Annotated in this window: 23 protein-coding genes, 2 tRNA genes and 1 riboswitch; of the genes, 16 read left to right on the top strand and 9 right to left on the bottom strand. The window is 69.8% G+C overall.

The genetic code is table 11. The features are described from left to right. Positions 1 to 163 precede the first annotated feature (163 nt). A complete protein-coding gene (locus tag E1286_RS19785; RefSeq protein ID WP_132614612.1) occupies positions 164 to 1,315 on the top strand; it encodes a hypothetical protein in 1,152 nt (383 codons plus the stop codon). A gap of 378 nt (positions 1,316 to 1,693) precedes the next feature. Here the strand turns inward: E1286_RS19785 and E1286_RS19780 are convergent, their stop codons facing one another. Beyond that, positions 1,694 to 2,395: a hypothetical protein gene (locus tag E1286_RS19780; protein ID WP_132614610.1), complete on the bottom strand. Its 702-nt coding sequence runs from the start codon at positions 2,393 to 2,395 to the stop codon at positions 1,694 to 1,696. A 350-nt stretch (positions 2,396 to 2,745) separates the two neighbouring features. Between E1286_RS19780 and E1286_RS19775 the strand changes: the two genes are divergently transcribed. Beyond that, positions 2,746 to 3,474: a hypothetical protein gene (locus E1286_RS19775; RefSeq protein WP_132614608.1), complete on the top strand. Its 729-nt coding sequence runs from the start codon at positions 2,746 to 2,748 to the stop codon at positions 3,472 to 3,474. 226 nt (positions 3,475 to 3,700) lie between these two features. On the opposite strand, the gene E1286_RS19770 is transcribed toward E1286_RS19775, so the two are convergent. Further along, positions 3,701 to 3,777, bottom strand: a tRNA-Pro gene (locus tag E1286_RS19770). Between the two features lie 89 nt (positions 3,778 to 3,866). Between E1286_RS19770 and E1286_RS19765 the strand changes: the two genes are divergently transcribed. From E1286_RS19765 to E1286_RS19755, 3 genes are all read left to right on the top strand, one after another. Further along, positions 3,867 to 3,940, top strand: a tRNA-Gly gene (locus tag E1286_RS19765). A gap of 286 nt (positions 3,941 to 4,226) precedes the next feature. After that, positions 4,227 to 4,853 (top strand): nucleoside/nucleotide kinase family protein, encoded by a 627-nt coding sequence (locus E1286_RS19760; protein WP_132614606.1) that lies wholly within the window; start codon positions 4,227 to 4,229, stop codon positions 4,851 to 4,853. A gap of 87 nt (positions 4,854 to 4,940) precedes the next feature. Further along, on the top strand, positions 4,941 to 6,251 hold the full coding sequence (locus E1286_RS19755) for a TrpB-like pyridoxal phosphate-dependent enzyme (RefSeq protein WP_132614604.1): 1,311 nt from the start codon (positions 4,941 to 4,943) through the stop codon (positions 6,249 to 6,251). Positions 6,252 to 6,290: 39 nt separating this feature from the next. On the opposite strand, the gene E1286_RS52080 is transcribed toward E1286_RS19755, so the two are convergent. Further along, positions 6,291 to 6,368 carry a 50S ribosomal protein bL37 gene (locus E1286_RS52080; protein WP_425464764.1) on the bottom strand — a complete coding sequence of 26 codons (78 nt, stop codon included), beginning with the start codon at positions 6,366 to 6,368 and terminating at the stop codon, positions 6,291 to 6,293. 134 nt (positions 6,369 to 6,502) lie between these two features. On the opposite strand from E1286_RS52080, the gene E1286_RS19750 reads away from it, so the two are divergent. From E1286_RS19750 to E1286_RS19740, 3 genes are all read left to right on the top strand, one after another. Further along, positions 6,503 to 7,282: a DeoR/GlpR family DNA-binding transcription regulator gene (locus tag E1286_RS19750; protein ID WP_132614602.1), complete on the top strand. Its 780-nt coding sequence runs from the start codon at positions 6,503 to 6,505 to the stop codon at positions 7,280 to 7,282. Then, on the top strand, positions 7,279 to 8,352 hold the full coding sequence (gene galT, locus E1286_RS19745) for a galactose-1-phosphate uridylyltransferase (RefSeq protein WP_132614600.1): 1,074 nt from the start codon (positions 7,279 to 7,281) through the stop codon (positions 8,350 to 8,352). The genes E1286_RS19750 and galT overlap by 4 nt, the downstream gene beginning before the upstream one ends. 69 nt (positions 8,353 to 8,421) lie before the next feature. Then, positions 8,422 to 8,564, top strand: a riboswitch (cyclic di-AMP (ydaO/yuaA leader). Between the two features lie 5 nt (positions 8,565 to 8,569). Continuing rightward, positions 8,570 to 9,526, top strand: coding sequence for a coiled-coil domain-containing protein (locus E1286_RS19740; protein ID WP_132614598.1), 957 nt, complete (start codon positions 8,570 to 8,572; stop codon positions 9,524 to 9,526). A 5-nt stretch (positions 9,527 to 9,531) separates the two neighbouring features. On the opposite strand, the gene E1286_RS19735 is transcribed toward E1286_RS19740, so the two are convergent. Together E1286_RS19735 and E1286_RS19730 are read right to left on the bottom strand one after the other, a co-directional pair. Further along, the gene (locus tag E1286_RS19735) at positions 9,532 to 9,885 is read right to left on the bottom strand and encodes an MmcQ/YjbR family DNA-binding protein (RefSeq protein ID WP_132614596.1); all 354 of its coding nucleotides are present in this window, start codon (positions 9,883 to 9,885) and stop codon (positions 9,532 to 9,534) included. A gap of 9 nt (positions 9,886 to 9,894) precedes the next feature. Continuing rightward, the gene (locus E1286_RS19730; protein WP_132614594.1) at positions 9,895 to 11,199 is read right to left on the bottom strand and encodes a M50 family metallopeptidase; all 1,305 of its coding nucleotides are present in this window, start codon (positions 11,197 to 11,199) and stop codon (positions 9,895 to 9,897) included. Positions 11,200 to 11,351: 152 nt separating this feature from the next. Here E1286_RS19730 and E1286_RS19725 point away from each other — a divergent pair, with 152 nt between their 5' ends. Next, positions 11,352 to 11,948, top strand: a complete 597-nt coding sequence (locus tag E1286_RS19725; RefSeq protein ID WP_132614592.1) for a response regulator transcription factor — start codon at positions 11,352 to 11,354, stop codon at positions 11,946 to 11,948. A gap of 111 nt (positions 11,949 to 12,059) precedes the next feature. Here the strand turns inward: E1286_RS19725 and E1286_RS19720 are convergent, their stop codons facing one another. After that, positions 12,060 to 13,175 (bottom strand): PP2C family protein-serine/threonine phosphatase, encoded by a 1,116-nt coding sequence (locus E1286_RS19720; RefSeq protein ID WP_132614590.1) that lies wholly within the window; start codon positions 13,173 to 13,175, stop codon positions 12,060 to 12,062. A 118-nt stretch (positions 13,176 to 13,293) separates the two neighbouring features. Here E1286_RS19720 and E1286_RS19715 point away from each other — a divergent pair, with 118 nt between their 5' ends. After that, positions 13,294 to 14,523, top strand: coding sequence for a GNAT family N-acetyltransferase (locus tag E1286_RS19715; protein ID WP_132614588.1), 1,230 nt, complete (start codon positions 13,294 to 13,296; stop codon positions 14,521 to 14,523). A 36-nt stretch (positions 14,524 to 14,559) separates the two neighbouring features. Beyond that, the gene (locus E1286_RS47900) at positions 14,560 to 14,706 is read left to right on the top strand and encodes a hypothetical protein (protein ID WP_165969807.1); all 147 of its coding nucleotides are present in this window, start codon (positions 14,560 to 14,562) and stop codon (positions 14,704 to 14,706) included. On the opposite strand, the gene E1286_RS19710 is transcribed toward E1286_RS47900, so the two are convergent. Then, positions 14,703 to 15,170, bottom strand: coding sequence for a ribose-5-phosphate isomerase (locus E1286_RS19710; protein WP_132614586.1), 468 nt, complete (start codon positions 15,168 to 15,170; stop codon positions 14,703 to 14,705). The two genes, E1286_RS47900 and E1286_RS19710, sit on opposite strands and share 4 nt — an antisense overlap. A gap of 90 nt (positions 15,171 to 15,260) precedes the next feature. On the opposite strand from E1286_RS19710, the gene def reads away from it, so the two are divergent. Together def and E1286_RS19700 are read left to right on the top strand one after the other, a co-directional pair. Next, positions 15,261 to 15,746: a peptide deformylase gene (gene def, locus E1286_RS19705; RefSeq protein ID WP_132614584.1), complete on the top strand. Its 486-nt coding sequence runs from the start codon at positions 15,261 to 15,263 to the stop codon at positions 15,744 to 15,746. A gap of 9 nt (positions 15,747 to 15,755) precedes the next feature. Beyond that, the gene (locus tag E1286_RS19700; protein WP_132614582.1) at positions 15,756 to 16,487 is read left to right on the top strand and encodes an SDR family oxidoreductase; all 732 of its coding nucleotides are present in this window, start codon (positions 15,756 to 15,758) and stop codon (positions 16,485 to 16,487) included. 51 nt (positions 16,488 to 16,538) lie between these two features. Here E1286_RS19700 and E1286_RS19695 read toward each other — a convergent pair whose 3' ends face one another. Both E1286_RS19695 and E1286_RS19690 read right to left on the bottom strand, forming a co-directional pair. Then, entirely contained in the window at positions 16,539 to 17,942 is a 1,404-nt protein-coding gene (locus E1286_RS19695; RefSeq protein ID WP_132614580.1) for an aldehyde dehydrogenase family protein, read from the bottom strand. Positions 17,943 to 18,069: 127 nt separating this feature from the next. After that, positions 18,070 to 18,690, bottom strand: a complete 621-nt coding sequence (locus tag E1286_RS19690) for a mycothiol-dependent nitroreductase Rv2466c family protein (RefSeq protein ID WP_132614578.1) — start codon at positions 18,688 to 18,690, stop codon at positions 18,070 to 18,072. A 90-nt stretch (positions 18,691 to 18,780) separates the two neighbouring features. On the opposite strand from E1286_RS19690, the gene pepN reads away from it, so the two are divergent. The 3 genes from pepN to E1286_RS19680 form a co-directional block, all read left to right on the top strand. Next, entirely contained in the window at positions 18,781 to 21,318 is a 2,538-nt protein-coding gene (gene pepN, locus E1286_RS19685; RefSeq protein WP_132614576.1) for an aminopeptidase N, read from the top strand. Between the two features lie 91 nt (positions 21,319 to 21,409). Beyond that, positions 21,410 to 21,568: a hypothetical protein gene (locus E1286_RS47895; RefSeq protein ID WP_165969806.1), complete on the top strand. Its 159-nt coding sequence runs from the start codon at positions 21,410 to 21,412 to the stop codon at positions 21,566 to 21,568. A 45-nt stretch (positions 21,569 to 21,613) separates the two neighbouring features. Next, a partial coding sequence (locus tag E1286_RS19680; protein WP_132614574.1) for a serine/threonine-protein kinase occupies positions 21,614 to 22,781 on the top strand: 1,168 nt, incomplete at its 3' end.

The following is a 22,781-nucleotide window of genomic DNA, read 5'->3' as shown; positions in this document are numbered from 1 at the left end:
CGGCGTCGGGAGCATACTGACCACGACCTCGCCGGGGCAGGAAAGACGGTCTGAGCAACCTCGATCCAAGCCCCGGCGAAGCCCCTGTCAATACCTGCCTGTCCCGGCGATCTCACATCCTGTTACGCGCAGAACTTCTGGATACGCGCTTAGGTTGTCTCGCATGGTTGATGGTGTTCCTCTCGCAGAGCTGATCCAGGAAGGCCGCCCTGGTCCCGCGGTGCCCGCGCGGGTCGGCCACCACGACGTCTTGATGGAGAGCAGTTGGGTAGGGGTTTTCGTGCACCAGATCCGCGGCGATCGGGTCCTGGTGATCCATGCCAACAAGGGCTACCGCGACGATGTCGCGGGCGCACTGCTGGACGCCGTGGACGATCTGGCGGACGCCGATGACCTCGGTTCGATCGTTCGGCTGCGCCCGATAGAGGTTTCGGGGTTCGCACTGGACCGGGCCGTTCTGCTCGGTCCCGGGCACAGCCCCTTCTTCAAGAACACGCCGTTTGCGGACCGCGGGATGCAGGTCATCCCGGTGCATCGCTCTGAGGCCGTTGATGGCGAGGAGTACGAGGCCTTCTGGCCGGGTGTGATCGGCAAGAACTTGGCCGTCCGGCACCACGACTGGACCCGCGAGCCGTCGTCGAGGGCCGACGTGCGGCGCCTGGACGATGGCAAAGGCGGCGTGTATCGGCACAACCGTCACAGCCGCAGCAGTTCGAAGTCGGCGCTGGTGAAGGCGAGGATGGTGTTGGAGCAGGATCTGCCCGTCCTGCCGGACGATGTCCGGCTGTCGGTCATGGACACACGCGGCCACGATCTGCGGCTGCATCGCGAGTGGGATCGGCTGCGCGGGACGCTCCAGATTTCAGGTAAGGCCGAGGTCATCGATGTAGACATCCCCCGGCTTTCGGCCTGGGCTATTTTCGGCCCGTTGTTCGGCGGCGCCGACTTCGATCCTGCTGCCTTGGAGGTGCGGCGGCCGCCCGAGCACATGCTGATGATGCGCCGCCACCACGGCCACCACCCCGCTTCTCTGGAGGAGTGCCTGGGGTGGCTGGACGCGCTAGCACCCATCGATGGCAATTACCTGGTCTTTGTCGGAAGGTCGGAAGGCGTCGTTCAGATGAGGTGGCAAGGGCCCGGCGAGCCGAGGCTCTGGCTGGAGACGCCCGAGCCCACCCACCACCGTTCCCGAGGCCGGTACGTCACGCGCGACGAGGCCGCGACCATGATTCAGGCCTTGGCCCGCGAGGACCGCGTCGCCGTGGACGACTTAAGCAATCTGGAGACAGTCACCTGGAATCCCGGCACCGGCTGAACTGCGCCGCCCCACTCTCTGTTTTGGACGCACACGCCATTTCTGTCCGTCCCCATCGCCTGTGGGGCGTCAAACTCCCGCACGTGGGGTGAGGTTCTGACGCGATACACGTCGCCCTGGGTCTGCAGAACTTGTGGCCATCGACTTCACCATCGCCAGGACCGTGGGAACCGGGTCTTGGATTGGCCTGGCCTATCAAGGGCGTGGCTACGGGGCGCCAGGCTCCTGCCACCCTGTGCAGCATCCCGTCGCAGGGCGTTCGCTTGACGAGGCATCAGCGAGGATTCACTGGCGTTCAGCCCCTGCCCAGCCTTTCCCTCGCCTCCGCCGACGTACGCCTGCGTTCGAGATCATTCACCGCGATTGTCGAGCAGAACGTCAAGCAGGCGGGTGACCGCTACCAGGGCTGTTCGAAGCTTCGCCCGTCGTTTCAGGCCGTCCTTCGCGCGGGACAGGCGCTGCAACATGTTTCAGCAGCTCTCCCAGGCTCACCGAGCGTGCACGAGGACGCTCCGAACCAGACCTTCTACCCGTTATGCAGGTGTGTTCTCGCGCCAGCCACTGCTCATCCATGGGCGCGCCCATGATGGCCTCCACCGTCATCAGCGACGCCGTGCCGTAATTGTTCTGCCACCCTTCCAATCCGCCGGGGGTGGTGCTCATCCAGCGCTCCACCGTCTCCTGGTCGGGCGTGGCGTCGTACTCCCACGCGATGCCCTCGAAGGCCACCACGACGTGCCCCTTCTCCCTGTACGTGACGTGCGGTGGACCGAAGTCACTCCAGCCGACGTCCAGGCACACACCTGCCGAGGAGAGGCGAATCCGCTCGTCGGTTCCCACGCAAGGCAGCCCTGGTTCCATAAGAACGACCCCATGGCCGAGCGCACCAGCGAAGAGGACCGGTATCCCCTCCTCGATGCCAAGATGGGCGACCTCATCAGCCTCGCCAAATGTGGCCGTCATCGGCAGGTTCCAGCCTCCGCCGTAGAGGGCGAGGACATCGTCCAGGGTGGAGCCCGTACACCAGGTGATCCAGGTGGTGTTCCCTAAGACATCGGCCACCTGCTCGTAGTCAGCCACGGGGTGATCTTGTCGTTCACGACGGGAGGCAGCAAGAGCTGGACGATTCTCACAGAGACAGCCGGGACAGCCGCCATTCCGCTGTGTCCCTGTAGATCGCTCGCCTTTGCGCTGGTCAACAAGGGCGTTGGGACAGTGGGGACCGCTGGGACATCTTGTGAGCCTTCACCCGCCGACGCATGTTCGGCACAGTGCGGGCACTATATGATCTGATCTTCGTCTCGATGAGCGCTAGTGATCGCCTGTGCTACACAAAACACCACCGTTGACGCCAGTCGACCTGCCAACTCGTGGAGAGCCATCGTGATCCAGAACGCACATAGTGGGGCCACCGCATGCCGCATCCGCCCGTGATCACCGAAGCGGCAACCTGGCCTGTGCCGGGTATCGGCTGGGTTGACCATGTGGGCACGGATGCGATCCGGGCTCTGGAGGAGCTCGTCCTTGGCTGGTTCCCCGCCGAAGCGTCGGAACCGGTGGAGGAGGAGAGCATGGCGGACGATCTAGCCGACGTGCCGGAGGCACTGGCGGCCTTCCATCGCTTGGCCCGCGTACGCCCAGTACTCCACAGATTTCACGACCCAGTGCTGGAACAGCCCCGACGCGCTACCGGACCGCTCGGCGACCGGCTGGTCTTCGCCATGTGGAACGGGGCCTCCATGGACTGGTCGATCCCGTGGCCGTTAGAAGGACCGAGCGCAGCCGACCCCCGCGTGTGGCACACCGAAGACCCTGATGGATCAGATCCGGAAACCTCCCTTGAGGAGGAGCCGCTGAGTCGCTTCCTCCTGCAGTTCACACTCTTCGGAGCCATGAATGCCGCGCCCTACCAGGCATGGAGCTACTGCATGCCGACCGAGCGCCTTGACACGTTGTGGGACATGCTGCGTCCCGTGCCCTTGAACCCGTTCATGCCGACTTACACCGCCGAAAAGTTCTTTGTGGCGCCGGGCCTGCTCGCGCAAATCAGCAGTGACGAGACCGAAGCCGTCGTCGCCTTCGCCGCGCTGAAGCGGGAGCTGCTGACGCCGCTGGGCGCGCATGGATTCCGATGGAGGCGCTTCGACGGGGAAGCATGAAGCTGGACATCCCACGCCGTCCAAGCGCGGCCGACGTGGACTTATGCGCCTTCCCTGCGACGCCGTTCCACCACAATGTCCGTAGCAGCCAGCCCGCACATGCTGGACAAACCACCGGCCTTCGTCGGCAGCCTTTCGCCCGTCCCACCTCTGGGCCTCCAGGTCAGAGGACCCGTAGGGCGGCGGCACCAGAAGGCCCCTCCCGGATCGGGAGGGGCCTCTGGCCTGGTCGGGGCGACAGGATTTGAACCTGCGACTTCTTGCTCCCAAAGCAAGCGCGCTGCCAAGCTGCGCCACGCCCCGTATCGTCGAGTACGCAAGCGCTCCGCGTCTCCGGTACGCTTACGCTCTGACGACCGGATGAAGTCTAAACCAGAGTTCGACCGGTTCGCGCGGACGTAGCTCAATGGTAGAGCCCTAGTCTTCCAAACTAGCTACGCGGGTTCGATTCCCGTCGTCCGCTCCACGCACGAAGGCCCAGGTCAGGGAGATGATTCCGAGCCTGGGCCTTACTGTTATCCGATCTTGTCCGTTGATCGGTGCCGCTCATGTGCATACGTCCCGGCGTGACTGCCCCGCCGTGCGTGGCTTCATGTCGGAACGCCGCCCGATCATGGGCAGCCCAGTGGAGCGTGGCCGGCGGCCATCCCGCGCGGCTCTGGCTGATCGTTGGCTCGGCCTTCGGCCTTGGAAGGCTGGTGAGCGCCATGGCGGCGCAAAGCCCTCCCAAGATCGCCCGTAAGCTGGGGGTGATGCGTGCGCGACCGATCTCCCGTGAGGCTCTCGTCGAGGAGCTGGCCGAGCTGATCTCCGCGCGGCCGTCCGGGGCGTGGACGCGGGTGGCCGTCGACGGTGCGCCCGCCGCTCGGCCGGGTGAGCTGGCCGACGCGCTCGTGGCGCCCCTGCGGCTGCGCGGGCGGGCGGCGTTGCGGGTGTCCGCGGGTGACTTCCTGCGGCCCGCGTCGCTGCGGCTGGAGTACGGCCGGACCGATCCCGACGTCTTCTACGACGACTGGCTCGACGCCAAGGCGCTGGCGCGGGAGGTGCTGGATCCGCTCGATCCCGGCGGATCGGGGCGGGTGTTGCCGGCGTTGTGGGACAGCGGGGTGGACCGGGCGTACCGGGTGCCGTACGAGGAGGTGCCGCCGGGCGGGGTGGTGCTGGTGGACGGGACGCTGCTGCTGGGGCGGTGGCTGGGGTTCGACCTGAGCGTGCACATGTGGTTGTCCAGGGGCGCGCTGGAGCGGGGGACGCCTGAGGACGAGCGGTGGCGGTTGCCGGCGTACGAGCGGTACGAGCGCGAGGTGCGGCCCGCGGAGACGGCCGACGTGGTGGTGCGGGCGGACCATCCGGACCGGCCCGCCGTGCTGGTCCGCTGACGGACAGGGCCGGCCCGCCGTGCCGACCCGCCGACGGTTCGGCACGTCTGGCTGGAACGGGGCGGGCGACGGGCGCAGACTGAAGCGATGATGACCAGCAACTGGTACAACATCGTTCCCGATCTGCCGGCACCGCCGCCTCCGCCGCTGCACCCGGCCACCCGGCAGCCCATAGGCCCCGACGACCTCGCGCCGCTCTTCCCGATGGAGCTGATCGGGCAGGAGGTGAGCACCGAGCGGTACATCCCGATCCCGCAGGAGGTGCTGGACGTCTACCGCCTGTGGCGGCCGACGCCGCTCATCCGGGCCCACCGGCTGGAGAAGGCCCTGGGCACGCCCGCCAGGATCTACTACAAGTACGAGGGCGTCTCCCCCGCCGGGTCCCACAAGCCGAACACGGCCGTGCCGCAGGCGTACTACAACGCGAAAGAGGGCGTGCGGCTGCTCACCACCGAGACGGGCGCGGGGCAGTGGGGGTCGGCCCTGGCGTTCGCGTGCGCCCAGTTCGGGTTGGAATGCCAGATCTGGATGGTACGGGCGTCGTACGACCAGAAGCCGTACCGGCGCTCGCTCATGCGGGTGTACGGCGCCACGGTGCACGCGAGCCCCTCCCCCATCACAGGAGCGGGCAGCAAGGCCCTGGCCGACGACCCGGACTCCCCGGGCAGCCTGGGCATGGCCATCAGCGAGGCCGTCGAGGTGGCCGCGGCTACGCCCGACGCCCGGTACGCGCTCGGCTCGGTGCTCAACCACGTGCTCATGCACCAGACGGTCATCGGGGAGGAGGCACTCGCCCAGCTCCCCGAGATGCCGGACCTGGTCATCGGCTGCACCGGCGGCGGCTCGAACTTCGCCGGGCTCGCCTTCCCGTTCCTGCGCGACAAGCTGGCCGGAAAGATCAAGACGGTGTTCCGCGCGGTCGAGCCGGCGGCCTGCCCGTCGTTCACCCGCGGCGTGTACGCCTACGACTTCGGCGACACCGCCGGACTGACGCCGCTGCTCAAGATGCACACCCTGGGTCACTCGTTCGTGCCGGACCCGATCCACGCGGGCGGCCTGCGCTACCACGGGATGGCGCCGCTGCTGTCGCACGTGTACGAGCTGGGCCTGTTCGAGGCGGTCACCCGCTCGCAGCGCGAGTGTTTCGAGGCCGGCATCCGCTTCGCCAGGACCGAGGGCATCGTGCCCGCCCCGGAGCCCACGCACGCGCTGGCCGAGACCATCGCCGAGGCGCTGCGCTGCAAGGAGAGCGGCGAGGAGAAGGTCATCCTGACGGCGCTGTGCGGCCATGGGCACTTCGACATGGGCGCGTACGACCGTCACCTGGCCGGGCAGCTGGAGGACTACACGCTGCCGCAGGAGCGCATCGAGCAGGCGCTCACCGAGCTTCCCGGCTGACGGCTGCGGGGGCGAGCCGGGGGCCCGCCCCCGCCCGCGTCACTTGGCCGTGGGACGCTTGCCGTGGTTGGCCTTCTTCTTCTTGCGTGCCCTGCCCTTGCGCGCGCGTCTCGCCATGAGCTCGCCTCCGGTCGTCGAGTTGTCACCAACGTCTCTCTCCCCGATCGACCTGCGCAAGCAGTCCGCACTGAACTAACATTCCTCAACAAATACGTGTCATAATTTGGTGGAATCTGTTGGAAGGAGCGGGCGTGCTCGCACAGCAGCGGCAGCAGGCGATCCTCGAGCGCGTACGCAGCCACGGCGGGGTCCGCGTGGCCGACCTCGTACGCGAGCTCGGCGTCTCCGACATGACCATCCGCCGCGACCTCGAGGTGCTGGCCGAGCGCGGGCTGCTGGAAAAGGTGCACGGCGGCGCGACCGCCGTCGGGCCCGGCTCCACCGAGGAGCCGGGGTTCACCGCCAAGTCCGCCCGCCAGCAGCAGGAGAAGGAGGCCATCGCCCGCGAGGCCGCCAAGCTCGTGCGGCCGGGCACGGCCGTGGCGCTGTCGGCCGGCACCACGACGTGGGCACTGGCCCATCACCTGATCGGCGTGCCCGAGCTGACGGTCATCACCAACTCGATCCCCCTCGCCGAGGTCTTCCACCGCAATCCGCGTCCTGACCGCACGGTGGTGCTGACGGGCGGCGTACGCACTCCGTCGGACGCGCTGGTGGGGCCGGTGGCCGTGGCCGCGATCCGCCGCCTGCACGTCGACACGCTCTTCCTGGGCGTGCACGGGATGAGCGTACGGGCCGGGTTCACCACGCCCAACCTGCTGGAGTCGGAGACCGACAGGGAGTTGGTGGCGGCCGCGCACCGGCTGGTCGTCCCCGCCGACCACACCAAGTGGAACACCGTCGGCATCAGCACCATCGCCGAGCTGAGCGAGGCCGACGTGGTCGTCAGCGACGCGGGGCTGCCGGAGGACGCACGCACCGAGCTGGCCGAACGGGCCGGAGAACTGATCATCGCGGAGGGCTCGTCTTGAAGCGCACCATCACCCACCTGGCCGACGGCCGAGAGCTGATCTACTTCGACCGGCGCGACGACGCCGACCGGAGCGCGATCGACCGCCGGACGCTCGACCCCCGGCCGGTGGCCTCGGAGCTGCGCTACGACCCGCTGACCGAGGAGTGGATCGCGATCGCCGGGCACCGGCAGACGCGGACGTTCCTGCCGACCGGGGGCACCGCGGAGTGCCCGCTGTGCCCGTCGACCGACACCCACTCCACCGAGATCCCGGCGTACGACTACGACGTGGTCGTGTTCGAGAACCGCTTCCCCTCCTTCTCCGGAAATCTCGGGACTTATGAGGATGTGGGCGGGCTGAGCGAGGTCCGACCGGGGGTGGGGCGGTGTGAGGTGGTGTGCTTCACCTCCGACCACTCCTCCTCCTTCTCCAAGCTCTCCGACGAGCAGGTGGAGCTGGTCATGGAGGCATGGGCGGACCGGACCGCCGAGCTGTCCGGGATCGAGGGCGTGGAGCAGGTCTTCTGCTTCGAGAACCGGGGCGAGGAGATCGGCATCACGATCTCCCACCCGCACGGCCAGATCTACGCCTACCCGTACGTCACCCCGAGGACCAGGCTGCAACTCGGCGCCGCGAGCCGCTACGACGGCAACCTGTTCGCCGACGTGCTGGCCGCCGAGCGGAAGGCGGGCACGCGCGTGGTGGCCGCCAACGAGCTGTGGACGGCGTTCGTGCCGGCCGCCGCGCGCTGGCCGTTCGAGGTGCACATCTACCCCCACCGGCAGGTGCCCGACCTGGCCGCGCTCACCGAGGAGGAGCGGGCGGCGTTCGCACCCCTGTACACCTCGGTGCTGCGGGCGTTCGACGGGCTGTTCGGGGTCGTGATGCCGTACATCTCGGCCTGGCACCAGGCGCCGGTGCGGCACGGGCGTGAGCTGGCCTATCTGCACCTGGAGCTGTTCAGCATCCGGCGGGCGCCGGGCAAGCTCAAGTTCCTGGCGGGCTCGGAGTCGGCGATGGGCGCGTTCGTCAACGACGTACGGCCGGAGGAGGCCGCACGCATGCTTCGATCACAGGTAGATCACTAATAGATTTCTACTTAAGGTCGCATGACTCGTGATCTACCACTAATATCCCCTTATGCACCGGCCGTAACAGCCGGTGCATCGCCTAATTCCGGGCGCGTCGCCCGGGAGCCGGGGACCCAATCCGCACTGGGGTGAATCCACTTCGGTGGTAGGGACGCGCCTCCCATACCCGAACCCGTCAGCTAACCCGGCCGGCAAGAGGGAGAGGAACACCTACGTGGCGGCTTCGTCCCCCGCGATTTTCGCCCTTGGCCTCGTCACCGCCGCAGCCGTCGCCGTCCTGCCGACGGCACCGGCCTCGGCCGCGCCCAAACCGACGGAGTCCGAGCTGCGCACCCAGCTCAAGCGGCTCAACACCAAGGTCGACAAGCTCATCGAGACCTACAACCTCAAGCGGGTCGAGCTGGCCAAGGCCCGTGAGGCCGCCAAGACGGCCAAGGAACGGCTGGCCACCGCCGAGCAGACGCTCGTGACCGCCGAGCAGCGGGTGGCCGAGATCGCCCGGCTGCGCTACCAGAACGCCGACCCTTCCCTGGCCGGCATGCTGCTGCCGACCAGCACCTCCGACATCGCGCTGCTCGAACAGCTCACGGCCGAGCAGCAGGCCGTCGTCCAGGGCATCGCCAGGGCGCGTGACGAGAAGAAGAAGGCCAGCGAGGAGGCCGCGGCGCTGGCGCGGCAGATCGGCGCCGACGCCGCCGAGGTGGCCGACCAGCGCGACGAGGCCGAAGGCGTCATCGACGACATCGAGGACAAGCTCGAGGACCTGGTGCCGTACGGGAGCGGACGGAACACCGACGGCTCCTGGGCGCCTGAGCTGCCCACGGGCTCCGACAACATCACCGCCCGCACGCGGCTGATGAAGGAGCAGGTGGAGAAGAACTTCGCGCTGCCGTTCGCGGTGGGCTGCTTCCGTTCCGGCTCCAGCGGCGAGCACCCGCTGGGGCGGGCGTGCGACTTCATGATGAGCGCCGGCGGCGCGATGCCCACCGCCGCCGACAACGCGCTCGGCGACCGGATCGCCGCCTGGGCCCTCAAGAACAAGGACAAGCTCGGCGTCAAGTACGTGATCTGGAAGCAGCGCATCAACCAGGGCTCCGGCTGGCGCGCGATGTCGGACCGCGGCAGCGTCACCGAGAACCACTACGACCACGTGCACATCTCGATGAACTGAACGCGTCAGGGCAACCGGGCGATCAGCGACCTGGGGGCGACCTGGCGGTAGGCGTCGGCGACCAGCTCCGCCACCTCGTCCCAGCCGACCTCCGGCACGTCGAGATAGACCCCTGCCCACCCCCGGTGCCCGACGTACGGCGGGCGGAAGAAGCGCTCGGGGTCGCTGCCCACGAGCGCCTCCTGCGCTCCCGCGGGGGCCGCGCACCAGAAGGCCAGGCGGTCGTCGTGGTGGTGGTCGGCGAACATCACGAACGCCTTCTTGCCGCGGACGAACCACACCGGCTCCCCGTGGGAGAGGCGTTCGGTGGTCTCGGGCAGTGCCAGGCAGAAGGCGCGCAGCCGGTCGAGCGCGTCCACGGCCGGGCCTCAGTTCGTCAGCGTGAGCGGGTTGACCAGGTCGGCGTAGACGAGCAGGCCTGCCATGATCATCATGACGAGCGCGATCGCGTAGGTCAGCGGCAGCACCTTCGCGATGTCCACGTAGCCGGGCTCCGGCCGCCGCATGATCTTGGCGTACGCCCGCTTGACGCCCTCCCACAGGCCGCCCGCGATGTGGCCGCCGTCGAGCGGGAGCAGCGGGATGAGGTTGAACATGCCGATCGCCAGGTTGAAGCCGGCCAGCAGGTTGACGAAGATGGCGATCTTCTTCTCGGCCGACAGGTCGGAGGCGAGGATCTCACCGCCCATGCGGCCCGCGCCGACCACGCCCACCGGGCCCTCGGGGTCGCGCTCCTCGCCGGAGAAGGCCGCGTGCCAGACGCCGACCATCTTCTCCGGCAGGTTGAGCAGCGAACCCGCCACCCTGGCCGTCAGCTCGCCCATGTAGCCGACGACCTGGCCCATGCTCTGCTTCTCCATGACCTCGGTGGGCAGCACGCCGAGGAAGCCGACATTCTTGTCGATCTTTTCCGGGTCGTCGGGGTTGGGGCGGTCCTGCGCGATGAGCGTGACGCCCAGGGTCATGGGCTGCCCGTCGCGGACGATGCCGAGCTGCACGGCGCCGGCGCCGTGGGAGCGGATCAGGCGGGTCGCGTCGTCCCAGGAGGCGATCTTCTGGCCGTCGAAGGAGACCAGGCGGTCGCCGGGCTTCAGACCGGCCTGCGCGGCGGGCGTGGGCCGGTCGCCGGACCTGCAGTCGGTGCGCTGCTCGGTGACCGGGATGACGCACGTGCTGGTGTCGGGCGAGACGATCGGCGCCCAGCCGGGCAGGCCGATGCCGACGAGCAGGATGCTGAAGAACACGAACGCGAGCACGAAGTTCATCAGCGGCCCGCCGGACATGATGATGACCTTCTGCCACCACTTCTTGCGGTAGAAGACACGGTCTTCGTCGCCCGGCCGCACCTCTTCCTGCGCGGCCTCGCGGGCCGACTCGATGAGGCCCTGGAACGGCCCCGTCGCGGTGCTCCTGACCTTGGTGGGATCGTCGCCGGGCCGCGGCGGCAGCATGCCGATCATGCGGATGTAGCCGCCGAACGGGATCCACTTGATGCCGTACTCGGTCTCGCCCTTGCGCCGTGACCAGGCCGTGGAGCCGAAGCCCACCATGTACTGGGTCACCCGGACACCGAAGATCTTGGCGGGCACGAGGTGGCCGAGCTCGTGCAGCGCGATGGAGAACATCAGGCCGAGGAGGAAGAGGACGATCCCCACGACATAGAGCCAGTTCATCTAGGCGCGCTCCAGGCAGACGACAGGGAGGACGAGGAGTCCGATGACCCCAGAGTAGTCGAAACCCGCACAGCTCACGGCTGGCCAGCTTGAGAGAGCATTGACAGTGCGCAATCAAACGATCACCCTAGGAGACGAACGAGGGGGACGTCTTGATCCGGATACTCATTGCCGAACACCTGCTCTTGGTGCGCCGTGGCCTGCTCGCCACCCTCGAAACCGAGCCCGGCCTGTGCGTCGTCGCCGAGGTCGGGCACGCGGATGAGGTGGTCGGCGCCGCGCTGGCCGGCGAGGCCGATGTGGCCGTCGTCGACCTCGACCTGCCCGGCCCTCCCGCGGTCGGCCTGCTCGCCGAGCAGGTGCCGCGCTGCCGGGTGCTCATCCTGTCGGCCCACCCCAACCCCGCTCAGGTGCGCGAGGCGCTCGCCGGGCCGGCGCTGGGCTTCATGAGCCTCTGCGTGGCGCCGGAGCGCCTGGCCGAGGGCGTGCGCCAGGTCGCCGCGGGACACCGGGCCATCGAGGCGGAGGTCGCCGTGGCCGCGCTCAAGTGCGCGACCAACCCGCTGACCAGGCGGGAGCTCGACGTACTGCGCATCGCCGCGGGCGGCGCGCGTTCCGCGGAGATCGCCGACGAGCTCTTCCTGTCGGTCGGCACCGTCCGCAACCACCTGTCGCGGATCATGTGCAAGACCGGCGCGCGCAACCGGCTCGACGCCGTGCGCATCGCCAGTGACTACGGGTGGCTGTGAAGGGCTCCGGCGGAGCCGCGCCGCTCCACCGGAGCCCGACGCCCTAGAGGATTTCAGGCAAGGCGAGCCCCCGGCCAGTGACCGGCATCACGACCTGACCCGTGTGAAACGTCATGGACGCCAGATGAGGACCAGCGCGCAGTCGTCGTTGTGACCCGAGGCCATGGCGTTGACCAGCGCGCGGGCGCCGTCGCGGAAGCCCGACGGCAGCAGCCGCTCGGCCTCGCCGAGCAGCCGGTCGAGACCGGCGTCGATGTCGCGCCCGGGCTGCTCGATCAGCCCGTCGGTGTAGAGCAGCAGCGCGTCGCCCTTGCGCAGGGTGCCGCTGTCGGGCTCGCAGTGCAGGTCGGGCACGACGCCGAGCACCACGCCCTTGGCCGAGGCGGTCTGCCAGTTGCCCGTGCCCGCGTCGAACTTCACCACCGGCGGATGCCCGGCCGAGGTGATCGTGTAGTCGCCGGTGGCGAGGTCGAGGCGTACGTGGACCGCGGTCACGAAGCCTTCGTCGCCGCGCTGGCGGTGCAGGTAGGCGTTGCACGCGGGCAGGAAGTCGTCGACGGAGCCGAGCAGCCCGCCGAACGTGCCCGACAGCAGCAGCGCCCTGGTGCCGGCGTCGACGCCCTTCCCGGAGACGTCGACCAGCGCGATCTCGACGGAGTCGTCGTCGCGCATGGAGACGAGGAAGTCGCCGCCGAACGAAGAACCGCCCGCCTGCTTGAGCACGACCTTGCCGCCCCAGTCCTTGGGCAGCGGCGGCAGCTCGCCCTGGCTCTTGAGCCGGTCGCGCAGCTCCAGCAGCATCGCGTCGCCGCGCAGCCCCTGCACGCCGAGCTTGCCCCTGGTGCGGGCCATGAGCACGGCGAGCACGGTGGTGAACACGATGGTGACGGTCAGCCCCAGGCCGATCCGGTTCGCCCCCAGCGTGAAGGCGATGTAGCCGAGCGAGGCGCCCACGCCCACCAGGAGCTTGACAAGGCTGCGCAGCCGGAGCTGGAGCCCGCCGACCAGGGTGACGAGGATGAGCAGCGACGGTGAGAACCACTCGGTCGAGACTTCGGCCGCGAGCACCCCGATGACCAGGGCCAGCGTGACCAGCGTGACGAGCAGGTTGCGGTTGCGGGCCAGCAGCACCCGCCGAACAAACCGGACAATAGGCACCAGAAAAGGAACCCGCACCAGTACAGCGCGGACCCGGGGCGGGATCAGCGGCGCCGTACGGGAACTCATGATGCGCCTGACTGTATCGGTCTCACCCATGTTTGGGCAGCCCACTTGACCAACGCCTTGATCGTTAAGCACGGATATTCGGTGGCCCATCCGCTTTGCCCGCTCATAACGTGGACAGATGACGTTTCCCATCCGTCCGGTCGCCGAGTCCGAGTGGCCGGCACTCACCCGCGTCCTCGAAGAGGCGTTCGGCTGGACCCCGCATCCCGAGCAGTCCGCACGGTTCAAGGCGCAGACCGAGTTCGATCGCACGATCGGCGCCTTCGACGGCGACCAGCTGGTCGGCGCGGCCGCCGCCTTCAGCCTCTCGATGACGGTCCCCGGCGGACGTCTGCCGGTCGCGGGCGTCACCTCGGTCAGCGTGCTGCCGTCCCACCGGCGCCGCGGCGTGCTGTCCTCCCTGATGCGCACGCAGCTGGCCGACGTGCGCGAGCGCGGCGAGCACGTCGCCGCGCTCTACGCCTCCGAAGCCTCCATCTACGGCCGGTACGGCTACGGCCGGGCCAGCAGCGAGCTCTCCTTCCACCTGCGCAAGCCCGATGCGGCGTTCGTGCGCGAGTGGCCGCAGGACCCCTCGCTCAGGCTCAGGGTCGTCAAGCCCGCCGACGTCCGTTCCGACCTGGAGAAGCTGTTCGCCTCCCTCGTGGCCCGCCGCCCCGGCCGCTACGAGCGCCCCGAACTGGTCTGGGACGTCGTGCTCGCCGACGAGGAGTACGACCAGCGCGGCGCGGGCCCGCTGCGCTCGGTGCTGGCCGAGGACGACGGCGGCGTGCGCGGCTACGCGCTCTTCCGCGTCAAGACGTCCTGGGACGCCCACGGCCTTCCCGACGGCGAGCTGAAGCTCCAGGAGCTGGAGGCGGCCGATCCGGCGGCCTACGCCCTCCTGTGGCGCAGCGTGCTCGAACGCGACCTGATCTCCCGGGTGGAGGCGGGCGGCCGCCCGGCGGACGACCCGCTCGTCGCGCTGCTGGCCGACCCGCGCCGGTTGCGCGCCGAGGTGGCGGACGAGCTGTGGGTACGCCTGGTCGACGTGGACCAGGCGCTGGCCTCCCGCGCGTACGCGGCACCCGTGGACGTGGTGATCGAGGTCGAGGACGACGTGTGCCCGTGGAACGCGGGGCGCAGGCGGCTCACCGCCGGCCCGTCGGGCGCGGTGTGCGGGCCCGTGGACGACGCGCCGGACGTGACGCTGCCGGTGGCCGCGCTGGGGTCGGCGTACCTGGGCGACGGCCAGCTCGGCGAGCTCCTGCAGGCGGGGCTGCTGCGCGAGCACTCCCCCGGCGCGGTGCGGGCGCTGGCCGCCGCGATGTCGTGGAGCCCGAAGCCGTGGTGCGGGCTGACCTTCTGAGGGCGCCGGGCCCGATTCCGGCGTAGTGTCGAGGACATGGCGCTGCAGAGTCTTCAGATCACCGCGGTCGTCGCCATGCGCGCCCGCGACGTTTCGCGGCCGTCGAAGGAGCAGCAGGAGGCCGCCGACCGGCGGCCCCTGCGCGACGAGGTGCCGAGGCGCGACTCCCGGCGCAAGGGTTAGGGCAGCGAGGGCAGCTGGCCGATCGTCTCGTAGCTGGCGAGCTGGGCGATCCGCCGGCTGTGGCGCTCACCGCCGGAGAAGGCGGTGTTGAGGAAGGTCTCCACGAAGCCGGTGGCCTCGTCGGTGGAGTGCATGCGGGCGCCGACGCTGACGACGTTGGCGTTGTTGTGCTCGCGGCCCAGGCGGGCGGTGTCGTCGCTCCAGGCCAGCGCGGCGCGGATGCCGCGCACCTTGTTGGCGGCGATCTGCTCGCCGTTGCCCGACCCGCCGATGACCACGCCGAGGCTGCCGGGGTCGCCCGCCACGCCCTCGGCCGCACGCAGCACGAACGCGGGATAGTCGTCCTCCGCGTCGTAGACGAAGGGACCGCAGTCGATCACCTCATGGCCGTGGTCCTTCAACCAGGACACCAGGTGGTTCTTGAGCTCATAGCCGGCATGGTCGGCACCGATGTAGACACGCACCTCTCCAGTCTTCCACAGCCTCGGCGATGCGGCTCGCCGACTAGAGTAAGGATCTCTATGGTTGTCCAGTCCTTACGAAAGCAGAGAGCCATGCGAGAGATCCGCATCGTCGGCGACCCGGTCCTGCGCACGCCCGCCGAACCGGTGACGGACTTCGACCGCGAGCTGCGCCGGTTGATCGACGAGATGTTCGAGGCCATGTACGCGGTCGAGGGCGTGGGCCTGGCCGGCCCCCAGATCGGCGTTTCGCGCCGGCTGTTCGTCTACGACATCAGCGGGCGCAAGGGCCATGTGATCAACCCGGTCCTGACCGTCGACGACCCGGAGGAGGTGCTCGACGAGGAGGGCTGCCTGTCGGTGCCCGACCGCCGGACGCGCCGGCCGATCTACGCCACGGTCGGGCGCGCCTCGGGCGTGACCGTCGAGGGCGTCGACCGGCTGCAGCGGCCGGTGCGCGTCAAGGCCCGCGGCTCGCTCGCCCGCTGCTTCCAGCACGAGACCGAGCATCTCGACGGCAGGCTGTACGTCGATCGCCTGCCGCGAAACGAGGCCCGCGAGATCATGCTGCGCACGTAGATTGGCGGCATGAGCGTACTTTCTGGAAAGGGCGCAGTGGTCACCGGCGGCTCCCGGGGCATCGGCAGGGCAGTCGTCGAGCGGCTCACCGATGACGGCGCGCAGGTCGTGTTCTGCTACCGGAGCTCCGACGAGGCGGCGCAGGAGGTCGCCAAGGCGACGGGCGCGCATCCCGTACGCGCCGACCTGGGGAGCAGGGCCGATCTGGAGCGGTTGTTCGCCGAGGCGGAGGCGCGGCTGCCCGGTCTCGACATCCTGGTCAACAACGCCGCCACCAGCGAGGGGCACAAGTCCGTCGCCGACCTCACCGACGACGAGTACGACCGGGTGTTCGCGGTCAACACCCGCTCGGTCTTCCTGGCCCTGCGGTGGGCGGCGCGGGCGATGCGCGACGACGGGCGCATCATCACCATCTCCACGCTCAACACCAAGATTCCCGCGCCGGGCCTGTCGCTCTACTGCGGCAGCAAGGGGGCCGTCGAGCAGTTCACCAAGGTGGCCTCGCGCGAGCTGGGCGGGCGTGGCATCACGGTCAACACCGTCTCCTCCGGCGCCACCGACACCGACATGCTGCGGGGCGCCAACCCGCCGGAGGCGCTGGAGCGGACGCCGGCGTTCACCGCGCTCGGGCGGCTGGGCCGCCCCGACGACATCGCGGCGGTGGTCGCCTTCCTGGCCGGCCCCGACGGACGCTGGGTCACCGGGCAGAACCTCCTGGCGACCGGGGGCCTGTTCGTCTGACGGCTGCTGCGGCCGGCGCGGCGAGCCCCACACCCGCCGCGCCCGCGAGCGCTACAGCTGCAGCGCCTTGACCTCCAGATACTCCTCGAGCCCGTGTTCGCCGAGCTCGCGGCCCACGCCCGACTGCTTGTAGCCGCCGAAGGGCGCGAGGGGGTTGAACCGGCCGCCGTTGACGGCGACCTGGCCCGTGCGCAGCCGGCGGGCGACCGCGAGCGCGCGGTCCTCGGTGGCCGCCCAGACGGCGCCGGCCAGGCCGTACTTCGTGCCGTTGGCGATCTGCACGGCCTGTTCCTCCGTGGTGTACGGGATCAGCGACAGGACCGGCCCGAAGATCTCCTCCTGCTCGATCGTCATGCCGGGCTCCACACCGGCGAACACCGTGGGCTCGACGTAGAAGCCCCGGTCGTGCGGCCGCTCGGTGCCGCCCGTCACCAGCCTGGCGCCCTCCTCCTGGCCCCGGTTGATGTAACGGACCACGCGGTCGCGCTGGGCCGCCGACACCAGCGGGCCGAGCTTGGTGGACTCGTCGAACGGGTCGCCCACGCGGTAGCCGCGGGCCAGCTCGACGGCCAGGCCGACGGCCTCGTCGTAGCGGTCGCGCTGGACCAGCATGCGCGACCAGGCCGAGCAGGTCTGGCCGGCGTTGACGAAGCAGTTGGCGACGCCCACCTTGACGGCGAGGTCCAGGTCGGCGTCGGGCAGGATGATGTTGGCCGACTTGCCGCCGAGCTCCAGCGCCACTTTCTTGACCGTCTCGGCGGCCAGCGCGGCCACCCGGCGGCCGGCGGCGGTGGAGCCGGTGAAGGAGACCATGTCGACGTCGGGGTGGGCGGCCATGGCCTCGCCGACGACCGGGCCGCGCCCGCTGACCAGGTTGAACACTCCCGGTGGCAGGCCCACCTCGTCGAAGATCTCCGCCAGCGCGTACGCCGCCAGCGGCGCCACCTCGCTCGGCTTGAGCACCACGGTGCACCCGGCGGCCAGCGCGGGGGCCACCTTGCAGACGATCTGGTGCAGCGGGTAGTTCCACGGGGTGATCGCGGCGACGACCCCGACCGGCTCCTTCACCACCAGGGAGTTGCCGACCCGGGTCTCGCGGGGATGGCTCTCGGCCAGCTGCGCGTAGGAGGCCAGGACGTTCGCCGGCATGAGCGTCTGCACCCTGAGCGCGAAGGCCAGCGGGGAGCCCATGTCGGTGGCGATCGTCTCGGCCATCTCGTCCGAGCGCTGTTTCAGCAGCTCGGCCGCTTCGCCGAGCAGCTTTCCGCGCTCGGCGGCGGCGGTCTGCGACCAGGCCGGGAACGCTCGTCTGGCGGCTTCGACCGCCGCTTCGACATCGTCGGGTGAGCCCGCCGGCACCCGGTCGATGATCTCTTCCGTGGCCGGGTTGACGACTTCGATGGGCTCGTCCGATGCCGAAGCGGTCCAGGAGCCGCCGATGTACAGCTGACGCATGGTCCCATCCTGACAGTCGTACGGGAGACAATGCGAGAGCTCGTCGCGACCCGGGGATAAGCCTTTTCCACCGTTACCGACTTATCCCCAGCCAGAAAGACCCCTTTTTTAGCTTAAAAGGGATATATCACTCGAACGTCGGCCGCTTGGTGCGCGTGCGCTTCAGCTCGAAGAAGTCGTCGAACGACGTGACCGCGAGCACGCCGTCCCAGAGCCGGCCGGCCTCCTCGCCACGGATGATCTTGGTGATGACGGGGCCGAAGAAGGCGTTGGACCCGACGCGGATGATCGGCGTGCCGACCTCCTGGCCGACCAGGCCGATGCCCTCGTCGTGGGAGGCGCGGATCGTGGCGTCGTACTCCTCGGAGCGCATCGCGTCGGCGAGCCCGGTGTCGAGGCCGGTGTCGGTGAGCGCGCCCTCGATGACCTCGTGCAGCCGCTCGGGCTCCTTGCTCATGCCCTGGTTGTGCAGCCGCGTGCCGATGCCGGTGTAGAGCTGGCCGATGACCTGCTCGCCGTGCTTGGCGGCGGCCGCGGCGATCACCCTGACCGAGCCCATGGCCTTGGCGGCCCTTTCGAGGTAGTCGGCGGGGACGTCCTTCTCCTCGTTGAGGAAGTACAGCGACATCTGCCGCCAGCGCGGCTCGATGGGGCGTACCTTCTCGACTTCGAGCAACCAGCGGGACGTGATCCAGGCGAAGGGACACGAGGGGTCGAACCACAGGTCCACGGGAATCTTCTCAGTCATGTGTGGCCATAACCTGAGGTGGTTCTGGTCCTATTCCCTGGCATGGCAGGATACGGACAACCCCGACGAAGTGGTGAAAAGGAGCGCATCTTGGCAGGCAACCTGACCCGGGACGAAGCGCGCGAGCGTGCCCGGTTGCTGACGGTCGAGTCGTACGACGTCGCCCTCGACCTGACGAAGGGAGACGAGCGCTTCGACAGCGTCACGACGGTCCGCTTCACCAGCGCCGCACCGGGCGTTTCGACCTTCATCGACCTGCACGGCGCCGTCGTCCGCAAGGTCACGCTCAACGGCGGGGACCTCGACGTGGCGGCGTACGACGCGGAGAAGGGGCGTTTCCCGCTGCCCTCGCTCGCCGCGTCCAACGAGCTCCGGGTGGAGGCCGACTGCGCGTACATGCGCACCGGCGAGGGTCTGCACCGCTTCGTCGACCCGGTCGACCAGAAGGTCTACCTGCACAGCCAGTTCGAGACGGCCGACGCGCACCGCATGTACGCCTGCTTCGACCAGCCCGACCTCAAGGCCACCTTTCAGCTGACGGTGGCGGCGCCGGGCGACTGGGAGGTGGTCTCCAACGCCGCCGCCTCCGGGGTCGAGGACGCCGGCGCGGGCGCCAAGCGGTGGACGTTCCCCCCGACGCCGGTCATGTCCACCTACATCACCGCGCTGGTGGCGGGGCCGTACCACAAGGTGACCTCCGAGCACGACGGCATCCCCCTGGGGATCTACTGCCGGGCCTCGCTGGCCGAGCACCTCGACGCGGACAACATCCTCGAGGTCACCCGGCAGGGCTTCGACTTCTTCCACCGGGTCTTCGGGCTGCGCTACCCCTTCGGGAAGTACGATCAGCTCTTCGTGCCCGAGTTCAACGCCGGCGCGATGGAGAACGCCGGCTGCGTGACCTTCCTGGAGGACTACGTCTTCCGCTCCCGCGTCACCGACGCGGTCGTCGAGCGGCGCGCCGAGACGATCCTGCACGAGATGGCGCACATGTGGTTCGGCGACCTCGTCACCATGCGCTGGTGGGACGACCTGTGGCTGAACGAGTCGTTCGCCACCTACATGTCCGTGCTCGCCCAGGCCGAGGCCACGCGGTGGGGCAAGGGCGCGTGGACGACGTTCGCGAACGTGGAGAAGGCCTGGGCCTACCGCCAGGACCAGCTGCCCTCCACCCACCCCATCGCCGCCGACATCCCCGACATGCAGGCCGTCGAGGTCAACTTCGACGGCATCACGTACGCCAAGGGCGCCTCGGTGCTCAAGCAGCTCGTGGCCTACGTCGGCCTGGACAACTTCCTGGCCGGCGTGCGCGACTACTTCGCCGAGCACGCCTGGGGCAACACCGAGCTGAAGGACCTGCTCAACGCCCTGGAGCGCACGTCCGGCCGCGACCTGTCGGCCTGGTCGAAGGAGTGGCTGGAGACCGCCTGGGTCAACACGCTGCGTCCCTCCTTCGAGGTGTCCGACGGCCGCTTCACCTCGTTCGAGGTGCTGCAGGAGGCCCCGGCCGACTATCCGACGCTGCGCTCGCACCGCGTCGCGATCGGCCTGTACTCCTTGACCGGCGGCGAGCTGACCCGTACCAAGCGGGTCGAGCTCGACGTGGTCGGCGCGCGGACGAAGGTGGCCGAGCTGGTCGGCGAGGAGCAGCCCGACCTGGTGCTGCTCAACGACGACGACCTGACGTACGCCAAGATCCGGCTCGACGACGGCTCGCTGCGCACGCTGGTCGACGGCGGCATCGCGGCGTTCACCGAGTCGCTGCCGCGCGCCCTGTGCTGGTCGGCGGCCTGGGACATGACGCGCGACGGCGAGATGTCCACGCGCGACTACGTCCGGCTGGTCGTCTCCGGCGCCGGCACGGTCAGCGACATCACGGTCCTGCAGGCGGTGCTGCGCCAGGCCCGCCAGGCCGTCCAGCAGTACGCCGACCCGGCCTGGCGGGCCGAGGGCATGGCGCTGCTGGCCAAGGAGCTGCGCTCGATGTTCACCGGGGCGAAGCCGGGCTCGGACCACCAGCTCGCCTTCCTGCAGGCGTTCGCGCCGGTGGCGACCTCCGACGACGACCTGGCGCTGCTGCAGGGCATCCTCGACGGCACGGCGGTGCCCGAGGGCCTGTCCGTGGACGCCGACCTGCGCTGGGCGCTGGTGCACGCGCTGGTCACCGGCGGGAGGCTGGACGAGGCCGACATCGCGGCCGAGCTGGAGCGCGACGCCACAGCGACGGGTGAGCGCTCGGCCGCGCTGTGCCGGGCCGGGATCCCGACACCGGAGGCCAAGGCGGCGGCGTGGGAGCGCATCGTGGGCGGCAAGCTGGCCAACCACATCGCCCGTACGACGATCAACGGCTTCCAGGACCCGCACCACCCCGAGCTGCTGGCCCCGTACCGGGAGAGGTACTTCGCCGAGGTGGGGCGGATCTACCGGGAGTGGACGTTCGACCAGGCGTCGTCGTTCGCCATCGGGTGCTTCCCCGCGCTGCTCATCGAGCCGGCGACGGTCGAGGCCGCGAACCGGTTCCTCGAGGACGGCGAGGTGCCGCAGGCGCTGCGCCGTCTCATCCTGGAGGGCGCCGACGGCGTCAGCCGCGCGCTGCGCAACCGCGAGAAGGACGCCGCCTCCGCCTGACCCCGCCTCATGGCACGACAAGGCCCTCGCCCACCCCGGGCGGGGGCCTTCCGCTTCGGTGGCTGCGGCGACAGAACCTGATGTTTCCGAAGTGACGGTTTACCTCCCAGAGGGTGAGCGGATCGATGTTTGGACCGGACACTCCCTGGATGGCGGCCGGGAGGTGACCCCGCCCGCCGAGCTGGACCGGCCCACCGTGCTCCGCGCCGCCGCGCACCGGCGCCGCCCGGCCTCGGCGTTCGCGGACTGAGCGGACTTGCCGGTGGGGGCTGACCCGCGGTGTTAGCCTCGAAACGTGCTTGGCGCGGGGACCACCCTCATCGACCGCTACGTGCTCGGAGACCGCCTCGGCGGCGGCGGCATGGGCGAGGTCTGGCGTGCCGACGACCTGGTCCTCGGGCGCGCGGTCGCGGTCAAGGTGCTCATGCCCGCGCTCACCGAGAACCCCGCCTCCGCCCAGCGCTTCCAGAACGAGGCCAGGGCCATGGCCACGCTCCGGCACCCGGGCGTGGTCGACGTCTACGACTACGGCACCACCGAGGTGGAGGGCCGCCGCGTCAGCTTCCTCGTCATGGAGTACGTCAGCGGCGAGTCGCTCGACCGCGTCCTGCGGCGCGGCCCGCTCGGCCCGGAGGCCACGATGCGGCTGGTCGCCGAGGTGGCCGACGCGCTGGCTGCCGCCCACGCGCAGGGCATCGTCCACCGCGACGTCAAGCCGGCCAACCTCATGGTCAGGCCCGACGGCCGCGTGGCGCTCACCGACTTCGGCATCGCCCACTCGGTCTCGGCCGGGCATCTGACGGCCACGGGCACGATGCTCTGCTCGGCCGGCTACTGCGCCCCCGAGATGGCCAGCTCCAGCGACGTGACCCCGGCGGTCGACGTCTACGCGCTGGGCGTGGTGGCGTACGAGTGCCTGACCGGGCGGCTGCCGTTCCAGGGCGACACTCCCGTACAGATCATCTTCAAGCACCTCAACTCCCCGATCCCGCGGCTGCCCGACGACGTGCCGCCGGGGCCGCGCCACGTGGTGGAGCGGGCGCTGGAGAAGGCGCCCGACGCGCGCTGGCCGAGCGCCCCGGCGATGGCCGAGGCCGCGCGCCGCGCGCCGGCCTCGCCCCTGGCTCACTCCGAGGCCCCACCTCCGGTCCCATCCCCCGCCGCGCTCTCGACGTCGCCGGTCGGGATCGACGCGTCGCGCCGCCGGCGCACGCTGCGAGCGGCGCTGACCATGGCGGCGGCGGTGGCGGCGACCGCGGGCGTGGCCGGGTTCGTCTGGCTGCGGCCGGCCGAGCCGACCACAGGCACCCAGGTCGTCCAGCCGCCGAGCATCAGCGGCACCCCCGTCGATCTCGACCCTGCCACGCCGTCGGTCATCCGGGAGGAGCCCGCGTCGCCGGCCAAGCGCTCGTCCACGCCCCGGGCCACCCCCACCGCGCCCAAGCCGCGGCCCACCACGAGCG

Source organism: Nonomuraea terrae (assembly GCF_004348995.1).
Classification (GTDB): Bacteria; Actinomycetota; Actinomycetes; order Streptosporangiales; family Streptosporangiaceae; genus Nonomuraea; species Nonomuraea terrae.
This window is presented reverse-complemented; position numbering and strand designations above follow the sequence as displayed.